This window comes from Foetidibacter luteolus, from assembly GCF_009650435.1.
GTDB lineage: Bacteria > Bacteroidota > Bacteroidia > Chitinophagales > Chitinophagaceae > Foetidibacter > Foetidibacter luteolus.
In genome coordinates this window covers 102,665-128,866 of sequence record NZ_VVIP01000094.1, presented here as the reverse complement: position 1 = coordinate 128,866, position 26,202 = coordinate 102,665, and the positions used below count along the sequence as shown (strand labels likewise).

The 26,202-nt window shown below is 44.2% G+C and carries 24 protein-coding genes; 12 read left to right on the top strand and 12 right to left on the bottom strand.

What is annotated here, in order from left to right; genetic code table 11:
- Window positions 1–63: 63 nt before the first annotated feature.
- The 3 genes from F0364_RS28240 to F0364_RS28230 form a co-directional block, all read right to left on the bottom strand.
- A complete protein-coding gene (locus F0364_RS28240) occupies window positions 64–2,292 on the bottom strand; it encodes a tetratricopeptide repeat protein (RefSeq protein WP_153801175.1) in 2,229 nt (742 codons plus the stop codon).
- 396 nt (window positions 2,293–2,688) lie between these two features.
- The gene (locus tag F0364_RS28235; RefSeq protein ID WP_153801174.1) at window positions 2,689–3,801 is read right to left on the bottom strand and encodes a DUF2911 domain-containing protein; all 1,113 of its coding nucleotides are present in this window, start codon (window positions 3,799–3,801) and stop codon (window positions 2,689–2,691) included.
- A 306-nt stretch (window positions 3,802–4,107) separates the two neighbouring features.
- On the bottom strand, window positions 4,108–4,455 hold the full coding sequence (locus tag F0364_RS28230; RefSeq protein WP_207632928.1) for a winged helix-turn-helix transcriptional regulator: 348 nt from the start codon (window positions 4,453–4,455) through the stop codon (window positions 4,108–4,110).
- Between the two features lie 122 nt (window positions 4,456–4,577).
- Here F0364_RS28230 and F0364_RS28225 point away from each other — a divergent pair, with 122 nt between their 5' ends.
- The gene (locus F0364_RS28225; RefSeq protein ID WP_207632927.1) at window positions 4,578–5,192 is read left to right on the top strand and encodes an FMN-dependent NADH-azoreductase; all 615 of its coding nucleotides are present in this window, start codon (window positions 4,578–4,580) and stop codon (window positions 5,190–5,192) included.
- A gap of 71 nt (window positions 5,193–5,263) precedes the next feature.
- Here F0364_RS28225 and F0364_RS28220 read toward each other — a convergent pair whose 3' ends face one another.
- The 7 genes from F0364_RS28220 to F0364_RS28190 all read right to left on the bottom strand — a co-directional run bounded on the left by F0364_RS28220 (window position 5,264) and on the right by F0364_RS28190 (window position 13,572).
- A complete protein-coding gene (locus F0364_RS28220) occupies window positions 5,264–5,734 on the bottom strand; it encodes a YqgE/AlgH family protein (RefSeq protein ID WP_153801171.1) in 471 nt (156 codons plus the stop codon).
- Between the two features lie 223 nt (window positions 5,735–5,957).
- Window positions 5,958–7,211 carry a hypothetical protein gene (locus F0364_RS28215; protein ID WP_153801170.1) on the bottom strand — a complete coding sequence of 418 codons (1,254 nt, stop codon included), beginning with the start codon at window positions 7,209–7,211 and terminating at the stop codon, window positions 5,958–5,960.
- 156 nt (window positions 7,212–7,367) lie between these two features.
- Complete coding sequence (leuB, locus tag F0364_RS28210) at window positions 7,368–8,438, bottom strand: 3-isopropylmalate dehydrogenase (protein ID WP_153801169.1); 1,071 nt, start codon at window positions 8,436–8,438, stop codon at window positions 7,368–7,370.
- Window positions 8,439–8,735: 297 nt separating this feature from the next.
- The gene (locus tag F0364_RS28205; protein WP_153801168.1) at window positions 8,736–10,253 is read right to left on the bottom strand and encodes a hydroxymethylglutaryl-CoA lyase-like TIM-barrel protein; all 1,518 of its coding nucleotides are present in this window, start codon (window positions 10,251–10,253) and stop codon (window positions 8,736–8,738) included.
- A 131-nt stretch (window positions 10,254–10,384) separates the two neighbouring features.
- Window positions 10,385–10,981, bottom strand: a complete 597-nt coding sequence (gene leuD / locus F0364_RS28200) for a 3-isopropylmalate dehydratase small subunit (protein ID WP_153801167.1) — start codon at window positions 10,979–10,981, stop codon at window positions 10,385–10,387.
- Window positions 10,982–11,525: 544 nt separating this feature from the next.
- Entirely contained in the window at window positions 11,526–12,929 is a 1,404-nt protein-coding gene (gene leuC / locus F0364_RS28195) for a 3-isopropylmalate dehydratase large subunit (protein WP_235921340.1), read from the bottom strand.
- Window positions 12,930–13,080: 151 nt separating this feature from the next.
- Window positions 13,081–13,572 (bottom strand): hypothetical protein, encoded by a 492-nt coding sequence (locus F0364_RS28190; protein WP_153801166.1) that lies wholly within the window; start codon window positions 13,570–13,572, stop codon window positions 13,081–13,083.
- Between the two features lie 164 nt (window positions 13,573–13,736).
- Between F0364_RS28190 and F0364_RS28185 the strand changes: the two genes are divergently transcribed.
- From F0364_RS28185 to F0364_RS28170, 4 genes are all read left to right on the top strand, one after another.
- Complete coding sequence (locus tag F0364_RS28185) at window positions 13,737–14,417, top strand: hypothetical protein (protein WP_153801165.1); 681 nt, start codon at window positions 13,737–13,739, stop codon at window positions 14,415–14,417.
- Window positions 14,418–14,596: 179 nt separating this feature from the next.
- Window positions 14,597–15,895, top strand: coding sequence for a DNA methyltransferase (locus tag F0364_RS28180; protein ID WP_207632926.1), 1,299 nt, complete (start codon window positions 14,597–14,599; stop codon window positions 15,893–15,895).
- Entirely contained in the window at window positions 15,876–16,202 is a 327-nt protein-coding gene (locus F0364_RS28175) for a hypothetical protein (protein ID WP_153801164.1), read from the top strand. Before F0364_RS28180 ends, F0364_RS28175 begins: the two co-directional genes overlap by 20 nt.
- Window positions 16,203–16,838 carry an MjaI family restriction endonuclease gene (locus tag F0364_RS28170; RefSeq protein ID WP_153801163.1) on the top strand — a complete coding sequence of 212 codons (636 nt, stop codon included), beginning with the start codon at window positions 16,203–16,205 and terminating at the stop codon, window positions 16,836–16,838.
- Between the two features lie 159 nt (window positions 16,839–16,997).
- Here F0364_RS28170 and F0364_RS28165 read toward each other — a convergent pair whose 3' ends face one another.
- Entirely contained in the window at window positions 16,998–17,537 is a 540-nt protein-coding gene (locus tag F0364_RS28165) for a helix-turn-helix transcriptional regulator (protein WP_153801162.1), read from the bottom strand.
- A gap of 374 nt (window positions 17,538–17,911) precedes the next feature.
- Here F0364_RS28165 and F0364_RS28160 point away from each other — a divergent pair, with 374 nt between their 5' ends.
- Window positions 17,912–18,463 carry an Hcp family type VI secretion system effector gene (locus tag F0364_RS28160; protein WP_153801161.1) on the top strand — a complete coding sequence of 184 codons (552 nt, stop codon included), beginning with the start codon at window positions 17,912–17,914 and terminating at the stop codon, window positions 18,461–18,463.
- Window positions 18,448–19,263, top strand: coding sequence for a T9SS type A sorting domain-containing protein (locus tag F0364_RS28155; RefSeq protein ID WP_153801160.1), 816 nt, complete (start codon window positions 18,448–18,450; stop codon window positions 19,261–19,263). Before F0364_RS28160 ends, F0364_RS28155 begins: the two co-directional genes overlap by 16 nt.
- 21 nt (window positions 19,264–19,284) lie before the next feature.
- On the opposite strand, the gene F0364_RS28150 is transcribed toward F0364_RS28155, so the two are convergent.
- The gene (locus tag F0364_RS28150) at window positions 19,285–20,070 is read right to left on the bottom strand and encodes a hypothetical protein (protein WP_153801159.1); all 786 of its coding nucleotides are present in this window, start codon (window positions 20,068–20,070) and stop codon (window positions 19,285–19,287) included.
- A gap of 579 nt (window positions 20,071–20,649) precedes the next feature.
- On the opposite strand from F0364_RS28150, the gene sufB reads away from it, so the two are divergent.
- The 5 genes from sufB to F0364_RS28125 all read left to right on the top strand — a co-directional run bounded on the left by sufB (window position 20,650) and on the right by F0364_RS28125 (window position 26,116).
- Entirely contained in the window at window positions 20,650–22,089 is a 1,440-nt protein-coding gene (sufB, locus tag F0364_RS28145) for a Fe-S cluster assembly protein SufB (protein WP_153801158.1), read from the top strand.
- A gap of 31 nt (window positions 22,090–22,120) precedes the next feature.
- Window positions 22,121–22,888: a Fe-S cluster assembly ATPase SufC gene (sufC, locus tag F0364_RS28140; RefSeq protein ID WP_153801157.1), complete on the top strand. Its 768-nt coding sequence runs from the start codon at window positions 22,121–22,123 to the stop codon at window positions 22,886–22,888.
- 238 nt (window positions 22,889–23,126) lie between these two features.
- Window positions 23,127–24,422 carry a Fe-S cluster assembly protein SufD gene (gene sufD, locus F0364_RS28135; RefSeq protein ID WP_153801156.1) on the top strand — a complete coding sequence of 432 codons (1,296 nt, stop codon included), beginning with the start codon at window positions 23,127–23,129 and terminating at the stop codon, window positions 24,420–24,422.
- Window positions 24,419–25,663, top strand: coding sequence for a cysteine desulfurase (locus F0364_RS28130; RefSeq protein ID WP_153801155.1), 1,245 nt, complete (start codon window positions 24,419–24,421; stop codon window positions 25,661–25,663). Before sufD ends, F0364_RS28130 begins: the two co-directional genes overlap by 4 nt.
- A gap of 12 nt (window positions 25,664–25,675) precedes the next feature.
- Complete coding sequence (locus tag F0364_RS28125; RefSeq protein WP_207632925.1) at window positions 25,676–26,116, top strand: SufE family protein; 441 nt, start codon at window positions 25,676–25,678, stop codon at window positions 26,114–26,116.
- Window positions 26,117–26,202 lie beyond the last annotated feature (86 nt).

Genomic DNA, 26,202 nt, shown 5'->3' with positions numbered 1-26,202 from the left:
CTACAAATATAGAAACCCATTGATTACAAGCGGCGGTTTGCTGTAAAATGATGCCCAACCTTCTTAAACAGGTAGCTGTAAAACAAAGATGGCCCCCTCCCCTTCTTTGGTTTGCAGGTCAATAAAACCATTGTGCAACTTTACTATATCATAGCTTAGCGAAAGCCCTAAGCCAGTACCCTGGCCGGTAGGTTTTGTGGTAAAAAAAGGCTGGAAAATTTTCTCCGCCACATGAGCGGGCACTCCATTGCCATTATCTTTTACTGCTATTTCTATCATGGGCGTGCCGTTAGAATGGGTTATTTTTTTGGTAGTTACCACTACTGTTGGCTCAAATTCAGCGGAAGAAAGGCGTTTCTTTTCGGCAACCGCGTAAAAGGCGTTGCCCAGCAGATTGAGCAATACGCGGCCAATGTCCTGGGGCACTATGCTGATAGCAGGTATGCCATCCTCAAACTCAGTAAGCAGTTTAACCTGGAAGTTCTTGTCTTTAGCACGCATGCCATGATAACTCAATCTTGTATATTCATCCACGAGTTTATTGATATCAGTAAGCTCTTTCTGCCCCGTTCCCGTACGGGAATGCTGCAACATTCCTTTTACTATCCCATCCGCACGTTTACCGTGGTGCGCTATCTTTTGTGAGTTTTGCTTTATATCAGCGGTAATGTCGAGAGCTTCGCCGGTATCGCCGGCTTTTAACGCAACCAACACTTCGTCAGCCAGTTCTTCATTAACCTCTGCAAAGTTGTTGATGAAGTTGAGCGGGTTCTGTATTTCATGCGCAATGCCTGCAGTAAGCTCGCCCAATGATGCCATTTTTTCTGCCTGTACCAGTTGCCTTTGTGTTATCCGCAACTCGTTAAGGGTATTTTCAATTTCCTGTTTTTGTTTTTCCAACAAAAGATTGGCTTTTTGTTTGTTCTTGTAAGCATAAAATGCCAGCAGGGCCAGCAGGAAGGCCAATACCAGCCCGATAGACAATGCAGACTGCCTGGCTGCGGTAACAGCATCATGACGTTTTTTCTCGGCATCCTGCAATTGCTGCTTTTTTTCAAACTCATAGCTCATGCCCAACTCCGTAGCCCTTCTCACATTTTCTTTGTTGCGGAGTGAATCCATAATATTGGTTGCAAGTTTGTGATAACTCAACGCGGCTTTATAATTACCAGTTTCTTCATAGCAAAGCGATAATTCGCTATAGGCAACCCCGGTAGTTTCTTCTCCTTCCTGCGTATTTTCTATGGCTGCAAATGCCTTTTCGTAGTAAGGTATGGCTGCAGCGTACTGTTGCCTGGTAAGGTGTAGCCGCCCCATAATTATATTGGCCTGGAATATATTTAACGGCTGGGCGGCGGAATCTGCCACCCTTATGGCATTGCGTACCAGCATTTCAGCTTCTTCCATTTTTTTCTGGCTAAGCCTTGCCGAAGCCGCCTTTGACAGGCCTGCGGCCTTCATGCCAAGGTCTCCCATTGATTCGCTCAGGGCTACTGAACGCATCGCATAATCATAAGATTTTTCCAGCGAATCTTTTTTCGCATACAGGTTAGAAAGATTGGAACATGCATACAACTCCACATTCTGTATGCCAGCCTTTCGGGAAAAGTCTATGGCTTTCAGCAAAGAGTTTTCTGCCCTGGCTGTATCAAATATGGCCATATAGGTAATCCCGATATTTAACCATAGATAAGCCAGGCTGTTATCATCCTTCTTCTTTTCAAAGTAAGCCAGCGCCTTTTGAAAATATGACATAGCCTGGGCATGTTTGGATTGCATTTGATAAGGGATGGCGATGTTTTGGTAACCACGGTTGGCCAGCTTTTCATCTTTTATCAGTTCGGCCAGTTTAATTGACTGTTGGTAAAAGATAACGGAAGAATCATAGATAGTCTGCATGCCATAAAACATGCCATAGCTGGAGTATGTTTTAATTAAACCAACGGTATCTTTAAGCGATGTATATACTTGTTGTGTTTCCTGCAGGTACTGCCGGGCTTTGCTGTAATCTCCCTTAAAACAATAAGAAGCAACCAGCAGCCTTTTTAAAGCTGCCTCACCTTTGCGGTAATTGATTACTTGCGCTTCCGCTATGATGCGGGAACCAAGGCTGATAGCCGAATCGAGGTTGATTTCGTTAAGCGCAGAAACTTTCTCAGCCAACAGGTTAATACGGCTGGTATCAGTTTTAGCTTTTGCCAATAGCCGGTTTAAACTATCAATAACAGGAGATTGAGCGTAAAGGCTTAGGGGCAGCATGCCAATAAAAACAGTCAGGAAAAAGCGTTTCATAACCCAGTTTTAAGTGTGTATTAGTTGCCGGGTACTGAAACCTTACAGGTGAGCTATGGCTTTTTCAAAACTTATCAGATTTGTTTGAAAATAAAGAAAATGTTTGAATAATTGTTTGGAGGATGGCGTGTTTTGTAAACACATCATTCAATGTCGCTCCCAGGTGCTGCCGGTTGCACCCAGTCGAACACAGGAAATACATAACACGGTTTCGGTCATGGAGATATGGCAAGAAAAAACCATACATCAGGAATAAACTTAAAACAAAACCATCTGTTGATGCTTTACGTGCAGTGCCGGTTATCAAAAAAATAAACAGGATCATGCACGCCGTCATAGGCGGATGTGAAATAAAACAACGCCTTCCCGGCTTAGTACCTGCTGTTCATTAATGCCTCACAGTGCCTTCCCTTCTGCCAGTGTTTTAATTGCTGTTTCCAAAAATTGTTTGGTTTGTGCCTCCGGCGCCTGTGGCAAAGCGGCTTTAGCATATTCCAATGCTTTTTTGTAGTTACCCATAGCGGAATATACCCGCATCATACCCATATTGGTGGGCCAGGCGCCTTTGTTTTTGTCGTAATTTTTTTGAAATACGGCCAATGCTTCGGCTAGTTTATTTTCAGCCAGCAACTGGCGGCCGTACCCATGCAGCTCTATCGCACTTGCCTGCTCCATAGCGGTGTTCATCAGCGTGGTGGCTTCCTGCTGGTTGCCCAGCTTTCTCAGCAGTGCAGCTTTGGTGGACAAGGCATTGAACGTATTTCTGCCGCCCAGGTTAGGGTCAACAGCGCTGTTAATCCAGTTGAGCGCTTCGGTATGGTTGGTATCATTCTCTACGCACCAACGGGCAGCAGCTTCCAGGCTGGGCGGGTCAAAGCCGATAGCCCCGCTCATCTGTTCACGAATGTTTTCCAGCACAGTGCTCTTAAGGTCTACTTCTACTTTAATTGGGAAGCGCCATCTTTCCCACAGCAGGTTAATGTCAATGGAATTATCCGTTTGGTTGGCAAACTCATACAGTAGCCTCTCCTGCATAACGGGCAGGTTCTTTTGCTGAATAGTGGGCACATGCAGCACATCCAGTTCCTTACGGTAGAAGTAGCTGCCCCATTCTTTAGTGTTCTTATTGAAAATAAGTGTGCTGTTGTCCTCATGTACTTCTATAAAGAATGCATATTTACCGGCAGGCAGTTTTTTGCCATTTATCAACACATCGGTGGAGAATGACAGGGTGGTGCACTCATCAGCACCAGCCCGCCACGGCGAGGCTACATTGGAGCCGTAGCCCAGCACCTGGTAACCAAAAGGAACTACATTAGTTCCGTATATTTTTCCTTCCCTGCCTTTAACGCCGGGTGAACTGTAATGCACCTGAATTTCTGTAACACCAATTTTTGCGCCTGCAAGGCGTACCTGGTTGGTAGCATCAGGAATACGCAAGGCCTGGCTGCTGGCCTGTGATAAGCATGTTATACAAAAGAAAAGAACGAAGGGCAAACACTTTCTCATCGCTGTTAATTTTCAACAAAGGAAATTGTATTCCGCAAAAAGCGGTTACCGCTGGTAAAAATGTTATATGGAGAATGTGGAATCAGTTTCGTTTAGTTAAGAACGCGATGTCAGGTTGAGCTTGTCGAAACCGTTTTGTTCAGCCATCTTTTATGAATCTGCCTTCGATTCCGAAGTTTCGGAACTCAGGCTGACATACTTAACTAAACGACATTGAATATTGAATAGTGGGCTTACGCCAGGAATGACCGCAAGGCAAGCGCTTCCGGATTATTAGGAAATAATTGTTGCCGCTATGCTTACTTTTTATGCTTTGCTCATAATCTGGTTACGGTGGCGGGTACCCCAATCTTTCAGGGCAGTCAATACATCGCCCAGGCCCTTTGAGTATTCCGTAGCGGTATATTCTACAAGCGCAGGTGTGGCATCATAAACTGTTCTCTTAATAAGCTGGTTTGCCTCCAGTTCTTTTAATTCTTTGGCCAGTACTTTGGAAGAAATATCCGGTATGCTCCTTTCAATCTCCCTGAACCTGCTGTTACCGTTGGCTATGGAAATGTAGATCAGCAACTTCCATTTGCCGTTAATAACATCCATCGCATCCCTGATAGGCAGCAACGATGCCTGGCAGTCTTTGTGATCTATCTTTTGCATAATGGGTGCAAGTTACGCTTACCTGTTGGTTACCGGTGTTAACTGCTTACCAACAGGTAACTGCTGTACTTTGGAAAGTTAAGTGGTTGAGCTTTGCAGGACAATTAAAATGTATGATGACTATGGCAAAGATTCTAAGTATACAATCAAGCATCAATGGCGCTCAGTCTGTAAGCAGGCAGTTGTCTGCTGAAATTATTGAACAGTTACAAAATACCTACCCGGGCAGTGTGGTTATAGAAAGAGACCTTAGCCTGGAGCCCGTGCCACACCTGGGCGCATTAGGCTTTTTAGCGTTGCGTACCCCTGAGCAGGAGCGTACACAGCCGCAATCCACAGCCGCGGCCTACGCAGACATGTTGGTGAAGGAAGTAACCGAAGCGGATGTTATCGTCATCGCCGTCCCTTTCTACAACTTCAACATCCCCTCTACCCTTAAATCCTGGCTTGACCATATTGCCGTGCCTGGCAAAACCTTTACCTATCAAAATGCGGCCGGCGTGCCTGAAGGCCTGGTAAAAGGCAAGAAAGTATACCTGGCTATTGCTTTGGGCGGGGTCTATTCCGCAGAGCCAATGAAGGCCATTGATAACACAGAGCCTTACCTGCGTTCCTTTCTCGGCTTCCTCGGCATGAAGGATGTAACTGTGTTCAGGGCTGAAGGTATGGCCCTGCCTGCGTTACGTGAGCAAAGCCTGCAACAGGCGTTGAATGCTATTGATGCCTACGCTTATTAAAAGTGAATTCAGGTCGAGCTTGCCGAATGTCAGGTTGAGCCTGTCGAAACCCAGGCCAAGCGCCCACAAAATCATGAAGTTGCAGGCGGGGCAAACACGAGGGAAAGCTCATTTTCAACCAGCAGCCAGCCGCCCTCCGCAATTTCGGCTTCCAGTTCCCCGGCGTCCCAGCCGCAATAGCCGATGAATATTTTAATGTCCTGTTGGTTAACAGTGCCTTTATTGATGCTGCTAACCGCCTGCTGAAAATTACCGCCAAAATACAGGTTGCCGGCAACAGGCGAACCGCCTTCTATCCTGTCTGGCCGGCGATGGATAAAATAAAGGTGCTCCTTATCAACGGGGCCGCCCTCGTATAAAGGAAAGGCAATGCTTTGGCTGAATTCTTCCAGTTCGTTTAGGGCACGGTTGAATAACCTGTTTATCACAAAGCCTACCGCACCGTTGGCATTATGTTCGGTAATAAACAGCATCGCGTCATTAAAGTTGGGGTCATCCAACCCCGGTGCGTTTTGCAGAAATGTACCAGGTTGTAAATTCATAGCAACAAGTAAAAGTTACAAAGCAACAGATAAAATGGAAATATATTGAAACGGCCTTACGCCCGTTTAATGGAGAACCGGCATGATACCAGCGACATATTTTCATGGTATCGCCTGTTGCAAACATGGTTTTGTTATTATTTGGTCTTTCAGTGAAAGAACAAATAATAATCAAGCACTTCATCGTTCTGTTCATTGGGCGGCTTTTCAGACCCGGGTAGGTTTAATTTAAAGTTAGGCTAAGAATATCCATTCTTTCTACTTTAGAAGATTTTACATCATCAAGAGCTTTTATCGAAAATTTATTAAGGTCAACTATATACAAGCCACCAAACATACCGCCAATTAAAAATTGATTGTTTGCTACCTTGATCATGCTTCTCGGTATAAACTCAAAATCTATTAAGCCATCTTCTTTGTCTTTTATATCCTGGTGGGTATTTTCCAGTTTTACCAGTGGAACTATTATATCCCCATATTTTGCGAATATCCCATTTGTTGCTGCCATCAAAAGGGTATCATTGTTTACTGTAGCTGTTGTTGCCACCATCGCTTCTTCCTGGTAGAATAATACATTTTTCAAAACATTATTAAAAATCCACACTTCAGGGTTTTCCCGATATTTTAATACCAGGGATTTGCCCATCAGCCTGCTAGCAAAAACCAATAATGATGAATCTGCCAAAATCATAAAATCATTAATCTGTTTAAAGTAATTATCGGTGTAATCAACAGAAATAAAAAAATCTGATAAATAACCTGATTGTGTGTCAAGCTTTAGCAAGAGGCAGGTTCTGTCCTGAACAACCTCCTGTAAAAACCATATGTCACGACCGGCAATCACAAGATTTTTGGTGGGAAGAATAGAACCGGTACGTTTATACTTCAGTGTGTTTACATAAAATTCATCAAGCGAATAGTTTACAATCGTTGACCATTTATCAGAAGAATAAAAAATTACTGCACCCGGGGTTAAAGCATACAAATTGCCATTATCATATCCCAGCTTTAGCCATTTTGCTGTATCTATTTGCATCCTAATGTCAGAAGGCGCCAGCGTCTCAAGATGCTTTTCCACACCCGCAGATAAAAAAGAAATAATCCTGCTGCCTGATTTTTTATATGAAACATATAAGCCTTTACTATCATCCGGAATAATGGATTCAATTGTATCAATACCCGTAAAAGATAAATCTGACAGCTTGTTTCCCCTCAAATCGTAATAATAATAAGAGGTAGTAACAGTGTACTTTCCGCCACCCTTTGATGAGGTAATTGAATTGATAATATAGCCGCTCTTATATGGTATCATCTCATCGCAAAAAAGCGGTGAATCATTCTTGCGTTTTGGTAGTTTTAGAACAGGCACTGATGAACGCTGAAAGTCCAGGGGCCTCCACCTCTCAATTATTTTAGCTTCATCTGAATTGTCTTCATTTTGCTGGCAAAAGCAGGGTTGAATAACAAAAAAGTACATCCAACAAAGAATGATTAAGCGTATATGGTTCATGGGATGAAGGTTTTATTCAAATGGTTCGGTTATGAATAAATTTATAGTTTATTCATAACAATTTTGCAAAAACAAAAAGGGCCTTGCGGCCCTTTATAAAAATATAACTGTATAACCTTCTCCTTACAAAAACTTCAGCACTTGTTCCCCTATCGCTTCTGTTCCTAAAATCTTGTCTGCTGCTGTGCCTGGGTCTGCAATATCACGGGTGCGCCAGCCTTCTTTCAATACCTGGTCAACAGCGCTGATAACAGCTTCTGATTCTTCTTTCAATCCAAAAGAAATATCGAGTAATAAAGCGGCAGATAAAATGGAAGCCAATGGGTTTGCCACACCTTTACCGGTAATGTCATGCGCAGAACCATGGATGGGTTCATATACACCTGTTCCATCACCAATAGATGCGGAGGCCAGCATACCCATAGAACCTGCAATCTGGGATGCTTCATCAGTTAATATATCGCCGAAAAGATTGGCGGTAACCACTACATCAAAACGGCGCGGGTCTTTAATGAGTAACATGGCTGTAGCATCCACAAACTGGTGTTCTACTTCCACATCAGGATATTCAGTCGCAACTTTTTGTATCACTTCTCTCCAAAGCCTGGATGTTTCAATAACGTTGGCTTTATCAACGGAACATAATTTCTTTCTCCTGGTACGTGCTGCATCGAAAGCTTTTCGTGCAATGCGTTCTACTTCATAGCGGCTGTATTCAGCAATATCAAAAGCGGTATCGCCGTTGTTCTTGCGGCCTTTTTCGCCGAAGTAAATATCGCCGGTCAGCTCACGGAAGAAAAGAATGTCGGCGCCTTTTAATATCTCCGGTTTAATGCTGGACGCACCCAACAACTCATCAAACAATTTGATGGGGCGAAGGTTGGCGTACAGGCCCAGCTCTTTGCGCATCTTCAACAAACCCTGTTCCGGCCGTACTTTGGCCGAAGGGTCGTTATCGTATTTTGGATGGCCCACCGCACCAAACAATACCGCATCCGACTGACGCATTTTCTCCAATGATTCATCCGGCAAAGGAACGCCGGTTGCTTCTATGGCCACATGGCCTATCAATGCTTCATCATACGTAAACGTATGGCCAAATTTGGCAGCTATCTTGTCCAGTACTTTTTTACCTACTGCTGTTACTTCCTGTCCTATACCATCGCCAGGAACGATTAAGATATGTTTTGTCATAATACCCAGCCCCTGCAGGGGAAGTGTTACACCACCCTAAAGGGAGTTTTTTAAAATTAATATTCTGATTTTTATGAACCTGTTACACTACAGCCCGCAGCCGCCACAAGTACTAAAGATGAAGTGCTTGCGACGCAACGAAGATGCCATGAAAATGTTAGCTGGTATCTACCTCCTCCGTCCTATCTAAAGAAGAGAAGCTTTGCGCCTTAGCGCCTTGGCGTGAGTATTGCTAAAGTTCACGCAGAGGCGCAAAGCCCGCTAAGATTTCCTCCAACAACTTTGTGCTTTTACCCCTTACAAAAGGTTCAACATCTTCTGCGTAGCCTTTATTGCCGATACTGTTTGGTCGCTGTCCAGGCCGCGGGTCTTGAATTCCCTGCCGTTGTGCGCCCAGGTGATTACCGTTTCACAAAGTGCATCGCTCTTGCCGCCGGGCGGTATACGTACCGCGTAATCCGTTAGTACCGGCAGTTCCTGCTTCTGTTTTTTATATACTTTTTTCAGCGCATTCATAAAAGCGTCGTACTGGCCATCGCCTTGTGAATGCTCTTCAAATTGTTCTCCGTTAATGGATATCTGCAACGATACCGATGGCTTGAGGTGCTTGGAATGCGTGAGCACATAATCTATGATGCGCACCTTTTCGGTAATGGTATTGCTGTCGAGAATATCTGAAATAATATAAGGCAGATCGGCCTGGGTAACCACTTCTTTGCGGTCGCCAAGTTCGATGATGCGCTGGGTGACCTTTTTTAAATCCGGCTCTGAAAGCTGAATGCCCAGTTGCGCCAGGTTGTTTTCTATATTGGCCTTGCCGCTGGTTTTGCCCAACGCGTATTTGCGCTGGCGGCCAAAACGCTCCGGCATCAGGTCGCTGAAATAAAGCTTGTTCTTTTTATCGCCGTCGGCATGAATGCCTGCTGTTTGTGTAAATACATTCTCTCCCACCACCGGCTTGTTATCCGGTACACGAAAGCCCGAAAACGTTTCTACCAGTTTACTTACGCGGTATAAAGATTCTTCTACGACAGATGTTTTTACTTCCGGCATAAAATCGTTCAATACCGCAACGGCGCTGGCCAGCGGCGCATTGCCCGCCCTTTCGCCCATGCCATTAACTGTAAGATGTATGCCCGATGCACCAGCCTTAATGCCTTCCAACACGTTGGCGGTACCAAGGTCATAATCGTTGTGCGCATGAAAATCGAAATGAATGTTGGGGTAGCGCTGTTTTATTTCGGTGATGAATTCAAAAACTTCGGATGGAATTAAGATGCCCAGGGTGTCGGGCAGCATGATGCGTTTAACCGGCTGTTTGCTTAAGAAATCCAGGTAAGCAAAAACATATTCTTTGGAATGCCGCATGCCATTGCTCCAGTCTTCCAGGTACACATTGCATTCAAGGCCTTTGGCCTTGGCCAATGCAATAACCGCGGCCACTTCGCTAAAATGTTGCTCCGGTGTTTTCTTTAACTGGTGCGTTAGATGATTAAGCGAACCTTTGGTAAGCAGGTTCATCACTTTGGCGCCGGCCTTCAACATCCATTCAACGGAGGTTTCGCCATCCACAAAAGTGAGCACTTCCACTTTGTCTAAAAGATGATTAGATGCGGCCCAGCCGGTAATAGCTTTCACCGCTTCAAACTCTCCGTCTGACACACGTGCCGAAGCAATTTCGATACGGTCAACCTTCAATTCGGTTAATAATAGCTGTGCAATCGTTAGTTTCTCCGACGGTGAGAACGAGACGCCGCTGGTCTGTTCCCCATCCCGCAGGGTGGTATCCATTATCTCAATATATCTTTCTGCCACTTGTTAAATGAAAAAGTAAAAAAATGCTGTTATTCCACTACCCGGTTAGACCTCACCCTAAATCCCTCTCCTTCGGAGAGCAACTTTGAAGAACCTGTTAAGAATCTTTGATTCACTACTCACCATTCACCTTAATAAATCCTCTCCTCTGCAAAGCCCTTAATGTCTTCCTTCATCGCCTGCAGGTAATCAATATCATCATAACCATTCATCAGGTTATGCTTTTTATAGCTGTTGATTTCAAATGATTCCTGTTCGCCTGTTGCAAGAATGGTAATGGTTTGTTCAGGCAGGTTTACTTCCAGTTCCGTATTGGGGTCTGCTTCAATGGCAGAGAAAATTTTATCCAAAAAGCCAGCACTCACCGTTACAGGTAAAATGCCGATGTTAAGCGAGTTGTTTTTAAAAATATCCGCAAAAAAGCTGGATACCACGCAACGGAAGCCGTAGTCGTAAATGGCCCAGGCGGCATGTTCACGGCTGCTGCCGCTGCCAAAATTTTTACCACCTACCAATATTTTACCGGAGTAAATGGGGTTGTTCAGGATAAAATCTGCTTTCGGCGTATCGTCGGCATTATAGCGCCAGTCGCGGAAAAGGTTATCGCCAAAGCCTTCCCTTTTGGTGGCTTTTAAAAAGCGGGCCGGGATGATCTGGTCGGTATCCACATTCTCAATCGGCATTGGTACGGCAGAACTTTTTAACACCGTGAATTTATCGTAAGCCATTGTTTATGTAAGTTGTTTTTTGTTTTAAAAAAGATCACGCTAGGCCGCTAAGCCGCAAAAATCACCTCTCCTTTGGAGAAAGCATGGGTTAAGTTTAATACCAGCGACAATTTTTCATGGTATCGTCCCTTGCGTCGCAATCACTTCGTCGTTCGGTTCATTGGGGAGCTTTTCAGACCCGGGTAGATAACATATCGAACCTACAGCGCTTTGTTGTTCCGTGCCCGGTTGTCAATGTTAAATGTTAGCTACTGAGCCCGGCAATCGTATCCTGCAATCAGTATCCGGCATCCGAGCATCATCTTACACATCCAACAGACCGGTAACCAGCTACCAGTAACCGGCAACCGGCTTTCGGGTGAGGGATTGAAGCGGATACCCCGGTGAGGCCATCGCAGCCCAGCCTTGTGCCGGAGTAGCAGCGGAAAGCCCGACCCCTTGCGATAGCTTGGGGGCACCCCCTAATTTATACAAAGAACTTTTTATGATGTCAATCAATTCTACATCACATCGCCCAAACTCCCCCTTCAGGGGCCGGGGGGTTCTACAACAACTCCCTCGGATCCGTTACCACGCCTGTTACAGCAGCGGCAGCAGCCACCAACGGACTTGCCAGCATGGTTCTTGCGCCGGGACCTTGCCTGCCTTCAAAATTTCTGTTGCTGGTGCTTACGGCATATTTACCGGCGGGAATTTTATCATCATTCATCGCCAGGCAAGCCGAACAACCGGGCTGCCTTAACTGGAAGCCGGCTTCAGTCAGTATATCCAAAATACCTTCGTCTTTAATCTGCTGTTCTACGATGTGCGAACCCGGCACAATCCAGGCCGTTACATTGTCTGCTTTTTTACGGCCTTTCACGATAGAAGCGAAAGCCCTGAAGTCTTCAATACGGCCATTGGTGCAACTGCCGATGAACACATAATCTACCTTCTTGCCCAGCATCGCATCATCTTCATGAAAGCCCATGTAGTTAAGCGATTTTTCATAGCTGGCCTTACTGCCGCCAGTTTGTTCGGCCAGCGGAATATGTTGGCTGATGCCCATGCCCATACCTGGGTTGGTACCGTAGGTAATCATTGGCTCAATATCGGCGGCATCGTAAATATGCTCAGCGTCAAACCGGGCGCCTTCTTCTGTTTTCAACGTTTTCCAGTAGGCCAGCGCTTTGTCCCAGGCCTCGCCCTTCGGCGCTTTTTCCCGGCCATTGATGTAATTGAAAGTGGTTTCATCAGGAGCGATCATGCCGCCACGTGCCCCCATTTCAATACTCATGTTACAAACCGTCATGCGGCCTTCCATGCTCATATTTTCAAACACTTCGCCGGCGAATTCTACAAAGTAACCGGTGGCGCCAGCAGCCGTAAGCTTGGAAATAATATATAGAACAACATCTTTTGGCGTAATGCCCTTGCCCAGCTTGCCATTTACCACCAGGCGCATTTTCTTTGGCTTGGGCTGCATGATACATTGGGAAGACAGCACCATTTCTACCTCAGAAGTGCCGATACCGAAGGCGATGGCGCCAAAAGCACCGTGTGTGGAAGTATGAGAATCGCCGCAAACTATGGTCATGCCGGGGAGTGTGATGCCGTTCTCTGGCCCCACCACATGCACAATACCATTTTTAGGATTGCCCAACCCCCAATGCGAAATGCCGTATTTGGCGGAATTTACTTCCAGCGCTTTTAACTGGTTGGCACTCAGCGGGTCCTGCACGGGCAGGTGTTGGTTTATAGTGGGCGTATTATGATCTGCTGTTGCAAAGGTCTTTTCGGGGAACATTACCTTTAAACCCCTGTTCTCCAGGCCCAGGAAAGCCACCGGACTCGTTACTTCGTGAATGAAGTGACGGTCAATAAACAACACATCGGGACCATCCTGAATCTTTCTAACCACATGTGCGTCCCACACCTTATCAAACAATGTTTTGGGCAAGTTGCTCATTTTGTATTTTTTAAAGAGGACTGCAAATTTCTTAAAATATGTTCATATTACAGGGATTTTTATTGGAAAAGTTTAAAGGGAGGGGATGCAAGCGGAAAAATCAGGGGCTTTGAAGCTGGGGCTGGAATGATCATTTGCTTTTGAGGCAGGTTTAGTTTTTCAAACAGGTTTTTATCTCTTCCATTTCATTTTCAGTATAAGCGGCGGTACGGGTACATGTTGATGTATAAAATATGTTCTCCCCGGAAGGAAATTTGAACCCCAAAGAATAAAAAGCAGTGTTAGCATAAATGATATACCTGCCACCCAATTCAAAATGAAAGCCGCAATCCCCACCACCGGAGCCTGTATAAACGAATACAGTACTTTTTGTTGCCCTTCCCTTGTACATTTTTTCTACCGCTATCTCATAACGCATAATAACGTATTCTTCAAATACCGGATGGCCTGTTGAATCATTGCCCATCAGCTTGGCTGAATCATTGATTCTCACAACCTCCTTTTTTAAAACCCTGCCAACGAGAACAGCATCGGAATTGTTCATTTCTTCTTTTACACTTTTGGGAGGGAGGCACTTGCAGGCGAAGAGATCATGATGTACCGCAACAAGAAAGAAAATAATTAGAAATTTCACCAGGTTCATGATAAAAATTGTTTAGGCACCACAAAAGTAGTTGCCATATAAGCAGCGTGTATTATAATATTCCACTTGCTTAAAATAATTCCGGTGCAACAGGTTAACCTTACAATATAGTAAAATGTAGCAACAATAACTGAAGTATATTGCAAATGATCTATCCGCCAGGTATGAACACATTTAAATTATCAGTTTCCCTTTTCTTTAGCCTTTTGTATGTAACCGCATTGACGGCCCAACCCGCCCGCCTTACCAGCTACCTGATTTCACCCAAGTTAGACACTGCTTTGTGGGAAAAGGATGTTGAGGCACTTGATGCTAATCCCCCACCGGCAGCTAACAGGTGCCAGACCTGCACATTTCAACAAACAGACTCCACAAGGGGGAGATTATGCTTTAACACTTCAAAGGGGCATGTTCAATTAGATACCACGCTTCACCATGTTTCTCCCGAAAAATTAACAGGTACCTGGCGGGTTATTAATTACGGCATTTTTGAAATAGCTGACAGCTCCGATTTTAGTGGCCCGTTGTTTTACAGGAAGGAAACCATTTTAAAAGAGCAGCAAGATGCAGAAGGGACAATCATATTCACGGACAAGTCCATCACTACCAGTTTTAAAAACATCGAGGAAATTCCTAACGTCAGCAAGAAATACAAAATTATTGATGGCAAGTACCTGGTAACCAAAGTACCCGGGGGATATTGCGGGCCAACTATTACAGCCATTACAAAAGAAGGGTTGCTGATTTTAGATGACCATACGTATAAAACACTTGCATTTAAGGGGAAATACCTGGTAGTTAGAACGAGCATAAGGCGGATAATACTAAAAAAGGAGGATTTCTGAGTATGGAAGCGTGTGCATTTTGCAGGCCTTGTATTGGAAAAACTTGAACAGCAGGAGAAGCCTCATTTGATGGCGACAGATATTTGGTTGCTGACTTCTAAAATTCACAGAAGGGGCTTAATAACTTTCCATTAATGCAATTTTGGATTTAACTACATTTGACCCTAAAGAAATTAGCATTGGCAACACATCATAAAATAATAAATGGAGATAGCCGTCACATGGTTGAATTACCCGATAATTCAGTGCATTTAGCTATCACCTCTCCCCCCTATTGGCAACTTAAAGACTATGGAACCGATAACCAGATAGGCTTTCATCACAGCTATGAAAGTTACATAAACAACCTTAACCTGGTATGGAAAGAATGTTACCGAACATTGCACGATGGTTGCAGGCTGTGCATAAACATTGGCGACCAATTTGCCAGGGCAGTTTATTATGGCCGTTATAAAGTCATTCCAATCAGGGAAGAAATCATTAAGTTCTGTGAGAATATAGGCTTTGACTATATGGGTGCCATAATATGGCAAAAAGTCACTACGTCAAATACTACCGGGGGTGGTGTACAAATGGGGTCTTATCCGTACCCAAGAAATGGTATCCTTAAGCTTGATTATGAATTTATTTTAGTTTTTAAAAAACTGGGGGATAGCCCCAAACCAAGCAAAGAGCAAAAAGAGCTTTCCAAAATGTCTGCTGAAGAGTGGAACACATTCTTCGCAGGTCATTGGAATTTTGCGGGTGCAAGGCAAACCGGACATATAGCCATGTTTCCCGAAGAATTGCCAAGGAGGTTAATTAAAATGTTCTCCTTTGTAGGAGAAACTATTCTTGATCCATTTGCAGGCAGTGGTACAACGGCATTAGCGTCTAAAAATCTTGACAGAAATTCTATCAGCTTTGAAATCAATCCTGATTTCATTCCAATCATTAAAGAGAAACTTGCGGTGAATCAACGAGATCTTATTGGCACAACATACGGATTTTTCAAGCAAAAGACTGTAGATATTAATTTTGACAGCGAGATCAAAAAGTTACCATACATTTTTAAAGACCCACACATATTGGACAAAAAAATTGATGTAAAAAAATTACAATTTGGCTCTAAGATTGACAAAGAGAGTTCGGCCCAAAGAGAAGACTTTTATACTGTAAAGGAAGTTATTAGCCCTGAAAAGATAAGATTGAACAATAACTTAGTGGTGAAACTTATCGGTGTAAAGGAAGATCCAATGATAAATGGTAAAGCAACGTCTTTTTTGATTGAAAAAACAAAAGGGAAAAGGGTTTTTTTAAAATATGACAGCGTAAAATACGATGAGCAAGATAATCTTCTCTGCTACCTATATTTGGAGAATAAGACTTTTCTGAATGCCCATCTGGTAAAAAACGGCCTGGTACAAGTGGACAATGATATTGATTTTAAATACAAAGAAAAATTCATGAAAATTCGCCATGAACAAGATACAAATTAAAGCCCGTGTGCTTGAAATTATCAATAATTCCGTTGGATATATTACATCTGATGATATTTACAGTCAACTGTTACAAGCCGTTGACCCCGGCCGAACACAGGAGACTATAAGATTATATATAAGGGAACTAGTGAATGAACAAAACAATCTTATTGGCAGCACAAATAAAGGTTACTTTAAAATAAATAATCCTCAGAAAGCACAAGAAGCCATAAATTACCTTTTATCAAGAATACCAGATTTACAACAAAGAGCTGATACATTAAGAGACGTTTGGAATACAAGTTACCCTGACAACCAAATTTGAATGGCAAAAGAATGGATATTAAACAGTGCAATGAATCGCTTCCAACTGAATTTCAAAAAAAATGTTGGGCCTACTTCCGAATCAATAAGAAAATGTTCCCCTAAAACGCTCAATGAATGGCGTGACTACTACTTCGAAAATGTCAAGTCCAAAGAGCATATTGAAGGGCTGGGGAAAAAGCTGTACGTGAAAATTACTGAAGTGATTCAATCAGAAGTTGAAGATGTAAGTGAAGAGGATTGTATTGATTACATGATGCAATTGGTTATTAACCGTACGTTTGATGGCTACATAACTGAAATACAGACCATTTATGGGCAACTACAGGGAATATTGCATGTTAAAATCCAAGCTGCGCCAGATGAATGGGATAGATTATTTAATGTTGACTTCTTTATTCAGGTTGGAGAAAAATATATAGGGCTTCAAATTAAGCCCATAAACAGCGGGATACAGCTGCCAGAGATTTTCAAGGAATATGCTTTACAAGAAAAGACACATCAAAAATTCACTGAAGTTTTTGGAGGTAAGGTTTTTTATTTATTTTCTGCAAAAATTGGTGACAAAAAAGAAATTCAAAATAAAGAAGTTATCCAAGACATTAAAACAGAAATTGAGCGACTTGAAGCATTGTAATGATTTATATTATTGCTGCTTAAATTTTGGGCAGTATTTAGCCTTATACCGTTCGTACCCAATAGCCTTCCAATCCGTTTTGTATCATTTGGATTCTGATCACATCGACAAGTGACACAACGAGTACTGAATAGTAGCTATGCCGCTAAATACAAAAAATCACCTCCCCACCCCAAACTTCTCCACAATCTCCTTCAGCCGTTTTTCTTTAAATGCCCATACATCTATTTTCAGTTGCAGTAAAGCAAGGTCTATTTCGTCCGCCTGTTTTACGGCGGCTTTATTTTGCAATTGCAGTAGGCTGAACAATAAAGTTTCCAACTCATCGCCGCCCGTTGGTTGCGCTGCCAGTTGCCGGGATGACTGTAGCTGTTGCGCATGCTTTTGGTGCTTTTCCTGCAGTTGTTTGTACTTTTTAGTGAGTATTGCCTGCTGGTAAGAAAGTTTCTTTACATAGCGCAGAAGCTGGCGGTTGCGTTTTTGTTTGCGGTCACTGGCGGAGATGTTGGTATCCGCTGCTATTTCCGCGGAGGCTTTCAGTTTTTCTTCAAGTTGATACAGCTTTAGCGTTTTACCTGTTGCCAGGGTGCGCTGCCCTTTTTCTATCATGCATATTGTGCTGGTGGAAAGTTGCAGCAAGTCAGCCATCTGCTGCTGGGTAAGGCCGGTTTTCAAACGGATTTCTTTTAACAGGGTCATGGGGTTTGGATTTTATTACCAGTTGTGAAATTACAAAGCTAAATTTCTTAAAAATTCACCAGCCTGTGAATTTTCATTTTGTGAAAATTTAAAATTTCACAAAACAACATTTCACAAAACTGGGCATCCTGCAACAATAAGAATTTCACCCTACCCGGTGGGAAAAGCTGCATAGCGAATCCAACCGTACACGTGAGTGACACAAGTAAAGCCAAATAGCAGCACTGCAGCTAAGTACAAAATTCTTTTACTAATAAAAAAGAATGCGCAGAGCATTAAAAAAAACTCCCGTTTAATAATTTAAGACGATGAAACTTTTATCTGTGCTTGACTTACCCAAATCACCGCAGTATCTTATTACAAAATAATCTTTCATGAAAAACATAACACGGTTAACCTTATCCGTGGCGCTGCTGCTGGCTACTATTGCCTGCACCGCACAATACCACCTCTACATTAAAGCCATTGCCTCCGATGGCTCGCAAATTGAAGGCGAATCTGTAGTAAAAGGGCACGAAAAAGAAATTGAAGCCCACTCCTTTGGGCAGGATATCAGCAATTGCTGTGGGGATGTAGCCAGCAAGCTAACCATCGGCAAATTCATCGTAAATATTCAACTGGGCAAGGCATCCAACATTTTAAGGGGCATATTGATGAAGGGCACCCACATGAAATCTGTTTTTATTACCGCGGTAAAAGCCGGCGACAAACCCGTTGATTTTTACAAGATTACCATGGAAGAAGTTTTTGTTAGCCAGATAACAGATGGCCAGCCAGACCTAACCACGCTGCCACAGCAGCAGGTTAGCTTTAATGCCAACCGCATTGGCTGGGCTTATTTTCCGCAAAAGCCCGATGGCACCACCGGGGACCCTGTAAAATTTGGCTGGGACGTTAAAAAGATGGCAGAATGGAGCGGCTTCTAAAACGCCGCCGGTTTGCGGCAATAACCGGGTTACTGCTCACCATTTGCTGCAGGCTGCCATTGGCCGCACAAATTGTTGTGCCCACGGCCATAACATTGCCCCCTGTAAATGATTCGCTCATTAACCTGGGCAGTTACATAACGCAGCCATTTTTATTTGCCGGCACCACAATAGAAGTGGTTGACCTATTTACCGGCCTTGCAGCCACCCATTGTAAAGATCAACCGGGAGATTGCGGCATACTGCCCGTGTACCTGCTGGAGTTTGATGGCAGGCGGCAAAACAGCGAACAGGCGCTTCTTAACTGGAAAACCACCAACGAAATAAACAGCAAGGGGTTTGATGTGGAAAGATCGTTGGGCGATATACAAAAATTCATGTTCCGGGGTTTTGTAGCATCGCAGCAAGGCGCCACATACCAGGAAAAATACAATTTTAAAGATGCCAACAATTACGCAGGTACATCATACTACCGTTTAAGGCAAATTGATAACGACGGTCAATTTACCTACTCGGGCATAGTGGCCGTAAAAGGTTTTGGCATGCAGGAAAGCCTGCAGGCCTACCCCAGCCCGGCAAAAAGCATGGTAACGTTGCGCATAAATGTGTTAAAAGCATCCGGCGCAACCCTGTTGGTTACCGATGCAACAGGCAAAACCATTATCCGCAAAGCCATAAGCCTGTTTGCCGGCAATAACAACAGTACACTTGCTGTTACCGGCCTTAAAGCAGGTGTTTACAATATCCAGTTAGTCAGAACTAATGCCGCCCCTTTAAGAAATAACCTTGTAAAACAATAATTTTTGGCAATGCTACCTGGGTTAATTATCCACCTGGTATTTTGTTTTATAGCCATCATCTTTACAGGAGTAGGTAACAATAGCTCCGTTAAACATCAGCAGGTTTAGGAAACTGGAAAAACGCCCCTCTATTTCAATGGCTCTAAAACCTAAAGGAAAACCAAAACTGTTGTATCCCCCATATACCTGGCTGCGTATATTGTTTTTGCTATAGTTTTTGTCAAGAAACATCCACAGCGGGTGCGTTTGCCTTAAGTTAACAGCACTATCGTACTCCACCGCTACGCCGGGGTATATAAGGTTTCCCCGTTTATCGTACTTATTCCCGGTAATTACCCTGCCAAAGTTGTCAAGTTTAAGAACAGTAACTTCAACCGGGGTCTCCGGGTCGCCTACAGGGTTATCCGGCCACCCATCGCCATACAAAAGCGTTGAATCAATAATTGTATGCCTGTCAGGGTAACTGTATTTGTCGCAGATTATAAAACCGCTGCTGCCTTTCAGGTAAGTCTGGGCATAGGCAGTCAGCCGGCCATATTTGTCGTATTTAAAATAATGGTTCATGTCAAATGCAATTTCTATGTCGGGGTGTTCAATACTAACGGGGTTACCCTGCTTGTTATAAGTAAAAACTGCCCGGTAGGGTTCATCTTCACCCCCAAGAAACCTGTAGTCAAGCTGTTCTATGCGGCAGCAGGATGTTAGTTCTGGATGGTCTTTTATGTAATCAATTGCTTTTTTACAAGAGCTATTCAATAACAGTAAAAGCAGTGCGTACAGCATCGAAAAATGGCAAAATCGTTTCATGGCAAATAATTTTAATGTTAATGTTTCGGAGACATACCTGTAACCAGGAGGCCCAGGTAGCTGATGTTGAAAATAGAGAAGAAGGTTACGAAATTGCATGACGGACGATATAAACCGGCATGTCAGTTATCAAAGCGGAAAGAAAGCTGAAATGTGGTCTCCCCAAAAGGGCCGCACCCAGAACATGATAACTTTTCAGGGGGGTGCCCCCAAGCTATCGCAAGGGGTCGGGCTTTCCGCTCATACTCCGGCACAAGGCAAGGCTGCGATGGCCTCACCGGGGTATCCGCTTCAATCCCTCACCCGGTGGTGCAACAGCTTTAGTATTCCGCAGGCAGGCTGCTGTGCATTACATGTTGCTGCAAACGAAATAGCAGAACTGCGGAACTGCAAGTTGCGCAGAGCACAAAAACAAAACGGGGTAACCCGGTTAAAGCCTGTTATTCCTATCCCATTCAGCCTTATCAATACTTTTTATGCGCCCATAGAAACTCAAAATCTACATAGCTTTCCTGTTTATACTTTTTTGTACAGATTGATTGTTACCTTTGCAGTTGATTAGCACGAAACGAATTTGATATGAATGAACGCGACCAATTGGAACAAACGGTACTCAGTGATTATAAATATGGCTTCGTAACCGATATTGAATCAGATGTAGCACCTAAAGGACTGGATGAAGACACCGTACGTTTTATCTCCTCCAAAAAAAATGAACCGGAATGGCTGCTGCAATGGCGGCTGAAAGCTTTCAGGCTATGGCAGAACATGGAACTGCCTGAATGGGCCAACATCAGCTACCCACCCATTGATTTTCAAGACATTATTTATTATTCCGCCCCCAAACAAAAGGTTACGCCCAAAAGCCTGGACGAAATTGACCCCGAGCTGCGGCGCACTTTTGAAAAGCTGGGTATCTCTCTCAGCGAACAAAAACGCCTTACCGGCGTAGCCGTTGATGCGGTAATTGACAGCGTTTCCATTGGTACAACGTTTAAAGAGCAGCTTGCCGAACAGGGTATCATCTTCTGCTCCATGAGTGAAGCAGTGCAGCATCACCCGGAACTGGTTAAGAAATACCTGGGTTCGGTTGTTCCGGCTACGGATAATTATTTCTCCGCCCTTAATGCGGCGGTTTTCAGTGATGGCTCTTTCTGCTATATACCATCCGGCGTTCATTGCCCGATGGAGCTTTCCACCTACTTCCGCATCAATGCCGAAAATACCGGCCAGTTTGAACGTACACTTATTGTTGCCGAGCCCGGCAGCTATGTAAGCTACCTGGAAGGTTGTACCGCCCCTATGCGTGATGAAAATCAATTACATGCGGCGGTAGTGGAGCTGATAGCGCTTGACCACGCTGAAATAAAATACTCCACCGTGCAAAACTGGTACCCCGGCGATAAAGAAGGCAACGGCGGCATTTACAATTTTGTTACGAAAAGGGGCATCTGCTACGATAGCGCCAAAATATCCTGGACACAGGTAGAAACCGGCTCGGCCATAACCTGGAAATACCCCAGCGTAATATTAAAAGGCGATAATTCTGTAGGAGAATTTTACTCTGTTGCAGTTACCAATAACCACCAGCAAGCCGATACCGGCACCAAAATGCAGCACCTGGGTAGGAATACCCGCAGCCGCATTGTTTCCAAAGGTATTTCTGCCGGTTACAGCAACAACAGTTACCGCGGGCTGGTACATGTTGGTAAAAAGGCTACCAATTCCCGCAATTACTCCCAGTGCGACTCATTGTTGTTGGGGGATAAATGTGGCGCCCATACATTTCCATACATAGAAGTGAAGAATAAATCTTCCGTGGTTGAACATGAGGCTACCACTTCTAAAGTGGGAGAAGACCAGATATTTTACTGTAACCAGCGTGGTATTGATACAGAAACAGCGGTGGCACTTATTATAAACGGCTTTGCCAAAGAAGTAATGAACCAGTTACCCATGGAATTTGCCGTAGAAGCACAAAAATTACTCGCCATCAGTCTTGAAGGCAGCGTAGGATAATTTAACTAACAACAACAAACACATATAGAACATGTTGCGTATCAACAATTTGCAGGCAGGTATAGAAGAAAAGGAAATTTTGAAAGGCATTAACCTGGAAATAAACCCGGGAGAAGTGCATGCCATTATGGGGCCCAACGGCTCCGGTAAAAGCACCCTCGCTTCTGTTTTAACAGGCCGGCCTGATTACACCGTAACCGGGGGTTCTGTAGAGTTCCTGGGTAAAGACCTGCTTGATTTATCACCAGAAGAAAGAGCAGGGGAAGGCTTGTTCCTCAGCTTTCAGTACCCGGTTGAGATACCAGGTTTAAGCACTACCAATTTCATGAAGACCGCGCTGAATGAAGTGCGTAAGTACCGTGGCCAGGAGCCGCTGGATGCTGTTGCTTTCCTGAAAATGATGAAGGAAAAAATGGCACTGATGGAAATGAACCAGGCAATGCTGAGCCGTTCTTTAAATGAGGGTTTTTCCGGTGGTGAGAAAAAACGTAATGAAATTTTCCAGATGGCGATGTTACAGCCAAAACTGGCGATACTGGATGAAACAGATTCCGGGCTTGATATAGATGCCATTCGTGTAGTGGCTAACGGCGTTAACAAACTGCGCAATAAAGACAATGCAGTGCTGGTAATTACGCACTACCAACGTTTACTGGATTACCTGGTACCGGATTTTGTGCACGTGCTGTACAATGGTCGTATTGTTAAGTCTGGCACCAAAGAGCTGGCTTTTGAACTGGAAGAAAGAGGCTACGATTTCATTAAGAATGAAGTACCGCAGGAAGAAGCGGTTTCGTAACAAAAAAGGGGCTTCGACAAGCTCAGCTGACAGCCATCTCAACCTGACAGAGGTTTGTGCGAAGGCACGCTTGGTGTGGAGCATTCGAATCCCTTCGTATTGGTCAGGATAGGACTCTGTTGCAATTGTTGAATAGAATTGTAGCAGTACAAGTGAGTGACACAACAGACGGTGATAGTAGCATTGCTGCTCGTCCCATAAAAAATAAATGGGTTATACGATAATCCAGCATAAAAGAATGAACAACATAGCTTATTATAAAGAAGAATTTGACAAACTGCAATTGCAGGAAAGTCCGCTGGCAGCAGCCAGGCAGGAAGCTTTTAAAACCTTTAACCTGCTGGGCATTCCTACAGCCAAGCACGAAGAGTGGAAATATACACGTATTGGCAGTGTGCTTAATAAATCATTCCAGTTGGCGGGAGAAACTTCGGTGACAGCGGATGATGTACAATCGGTAAGACTTCCAGGCTCTGAAACGGCGAATGAACTGATTTTCGTAAATGGCATTTATTCTGCGGAACTTTCTACCGTACGCTCCAAATGGCTGGAGGTAGCCGGACTGGAAGAAGCTGCAAAAGGTGAGCATAAAGAAATTGTAGCCACTTATTTTAACCACAGCCGCGATTACCTGAAAGACGGAATTAATGCATTAAATACAGCTTTTATACAAGGCGGCATTTTTGTGCAGGTTGCTGCAAAGAAAGTTGTTGAGCATCCTGTATATATCTACAATATTACGGATGCGAGAAAAGATGCCGTATTATCCCAGCCGCGCAGCCTTATACATGTTGGCAGGCAGGCGGAAGTAAGCATTGTGGAAACCTATATTACACTGGGCAGCAGCGACAGCATGACCAACCAGGTAATGGAAATAGCTGTGGAGGAAGATGCCAACCTTGCTTATTACAAAATTCAGAATGATGCCGCACAAGCCAGCCAGGTTAGTACAACCCATATCCGGCAAACCGGCAAAAGCGTTGTAAATACAGTAACCGTTTCGCTAAACGGGGGCATCGTACGCAATAACCTGCATGCCGTAATGGAAGCGGAACATGCTGAAGCCCATTTGTGGGGCTTATATTTTCAGCATGGCCAAAGCCACATAGATAACCATACCATTGTTGACAATGCAGTACCTAACTGCCAAAGCAATGAATTGTATAAGGGCATTTTAGACGGGCAATCCAGCGGTGTTTTCAACGGGAAGATATTTGTGCGCAAGGATGCCCAGAAAACCAATGCCTTTCAATCTAATAAAAATGTGCTCCTGTCAGACAGTGCGGGCATAAACACCAAACCGCAGTTGGAGATATTCGCGGATGATGTTAAGTGCTCTCATGGTTGTACAGTTGGCAGCCTGGACGATGAGGCACTGTTTTACCTGCAATCCCGCGGCATACCCCATAAGCCGGCGATGGCGCTTTTACTGCAGGGTTTTGCGGTAGATATCTTAGAAAAAATAAAACTGGCGCCTATCCGTTCTTATGTAGAAGAACAGATTTCACAGCGCCTTGCAGAGGAAGTATTATGATTGCAACCGAAGAAATAATGCACGCTTTTGACGTGGAAAACATCCGCAGGCAGTTCCCGGTGCTTAACCGCACCGTAAAAGGGAAACCGCTGGTGTACCTTGACAGTGCTGCCACTTCACAAAAACCCCAGGTGGTTATAGATGCGCTGGTTGATTATTACAGCGGGTTTAACGCCAATATTCACCGTGGCATACACAGTTTGGCCGAAGAGGCAACCGCTGCTTTTGAAGCTACGCGGGATGCTGTTAAGAATTTTATACATGCTTCTTCAAGAGAAGAAATCATATTTACACGTGGCACTACAGAAGGCATCAACCTGGTAGCGTATACATGGGGGCGTCAAAACATAAAGGCCGGTGATGAAATCATTATCTCTGCTATGGAGCATCACTCCAATATTGTTCCCTGGCAGGTATTGTGCGAGGAAAAGAACGCCGTTTTAAAAGTTATTCCCATTAATGATGAAGGGGAATTACTGATGGATGAGTTTTACAAATTGCTCAGCCCGAAAACAAAACTTGTCTCGGTTGTACATGTGTCCAACGCATTAGGCACTGTTAACCCGGTAAAGCAAATTACTGATGCCGCACATAATGCCGGCGCTGTTGTAATGATTGATGGGGCACAATCCACTGTTCACCTGGATATTGATGTGCAGCAACTGGACTGCGATTTTTTTGCCTTTTCCGCACACAAGCTCTACGGCCCCACCGGCGCAGGTGTATTGTTTGGCAAAAAACATCTGCTGGAAACTATGCCCGTCTTCCAGGGTGGTGGTGAAATGATTAAAGAGGTAACATTCGCAAAAACAACTTTTAACGACCTGCCTTATAAATATGAAGCAGGTACACCCAATATTGCAGATGTTGTTGCTTTTAAAGCGGCATTAGATTTCATCAGCGAAACCGGCAAGGAAGCCATTGCACAGCACGAACACGAGCTGCTCCGGTACGCTACGGCACAGTTGCAAAGTATTCCGGGCCTTACCATTATAGGCCGTGCAAAAGAAAAGGCTGGCGTTGCATCATTCATCATAGAAAAGCTGCACACGCAGGATATAGCCATCATTTTAGATAACCAGGGCATAGCGGTTAGAACTGGCCATCATTGTACGCAGCCATTGATGGATCGCTTTGGAATTTCCGGAACCACCAGGGCGTCTTTCGCGGTGTACAATACCCGTCAGGAAATTGATGCGCTGGTTAGTGGTTTACATAAAGCCATCAGGCTGCTATCTTAAACGGAAGCTTACATGAACAATACCATAAGCATTGAAGAAACAGAGCGGGAAATAGTGGAAGAGTTTGCGCTTTTTGATTCCTGGGACGATAAATATGAATACATTATTGACCTGGGTAAAAAGCTGGAACCACTGGATGCGCAATATAAAACCGATGACAATAAAGTAAGGGGCTGCCAGTCAACCGTATGGCTTGCCGCTTTTTATGAAGATGGCCGGGTTATTTTCAAGGCTGACAGTGACGCGGTTATCGTAAAAGGTTTAATCAGTATGCTGATACGCGTTTTATCAGGCCACACGCCCGATGAAATACTGAATGCGAAGCTGGGCTTTATACAGGAAATAGGAATGACAACGCACCTTGCACAAACACGCAGCAACGGTTTACTGTCTATGGTTAAGCAAATGAAAAACTACGCAATGGTATTTAAGGTAAAAGAACAGAATGGGTAGTTTTTTATGGGCGTGGCGGCAGGAACGCCCCCATCCCCTGAAGGGGAGCTATTATGGGCCCGGCGACAGGAACTATTATGAGGCTT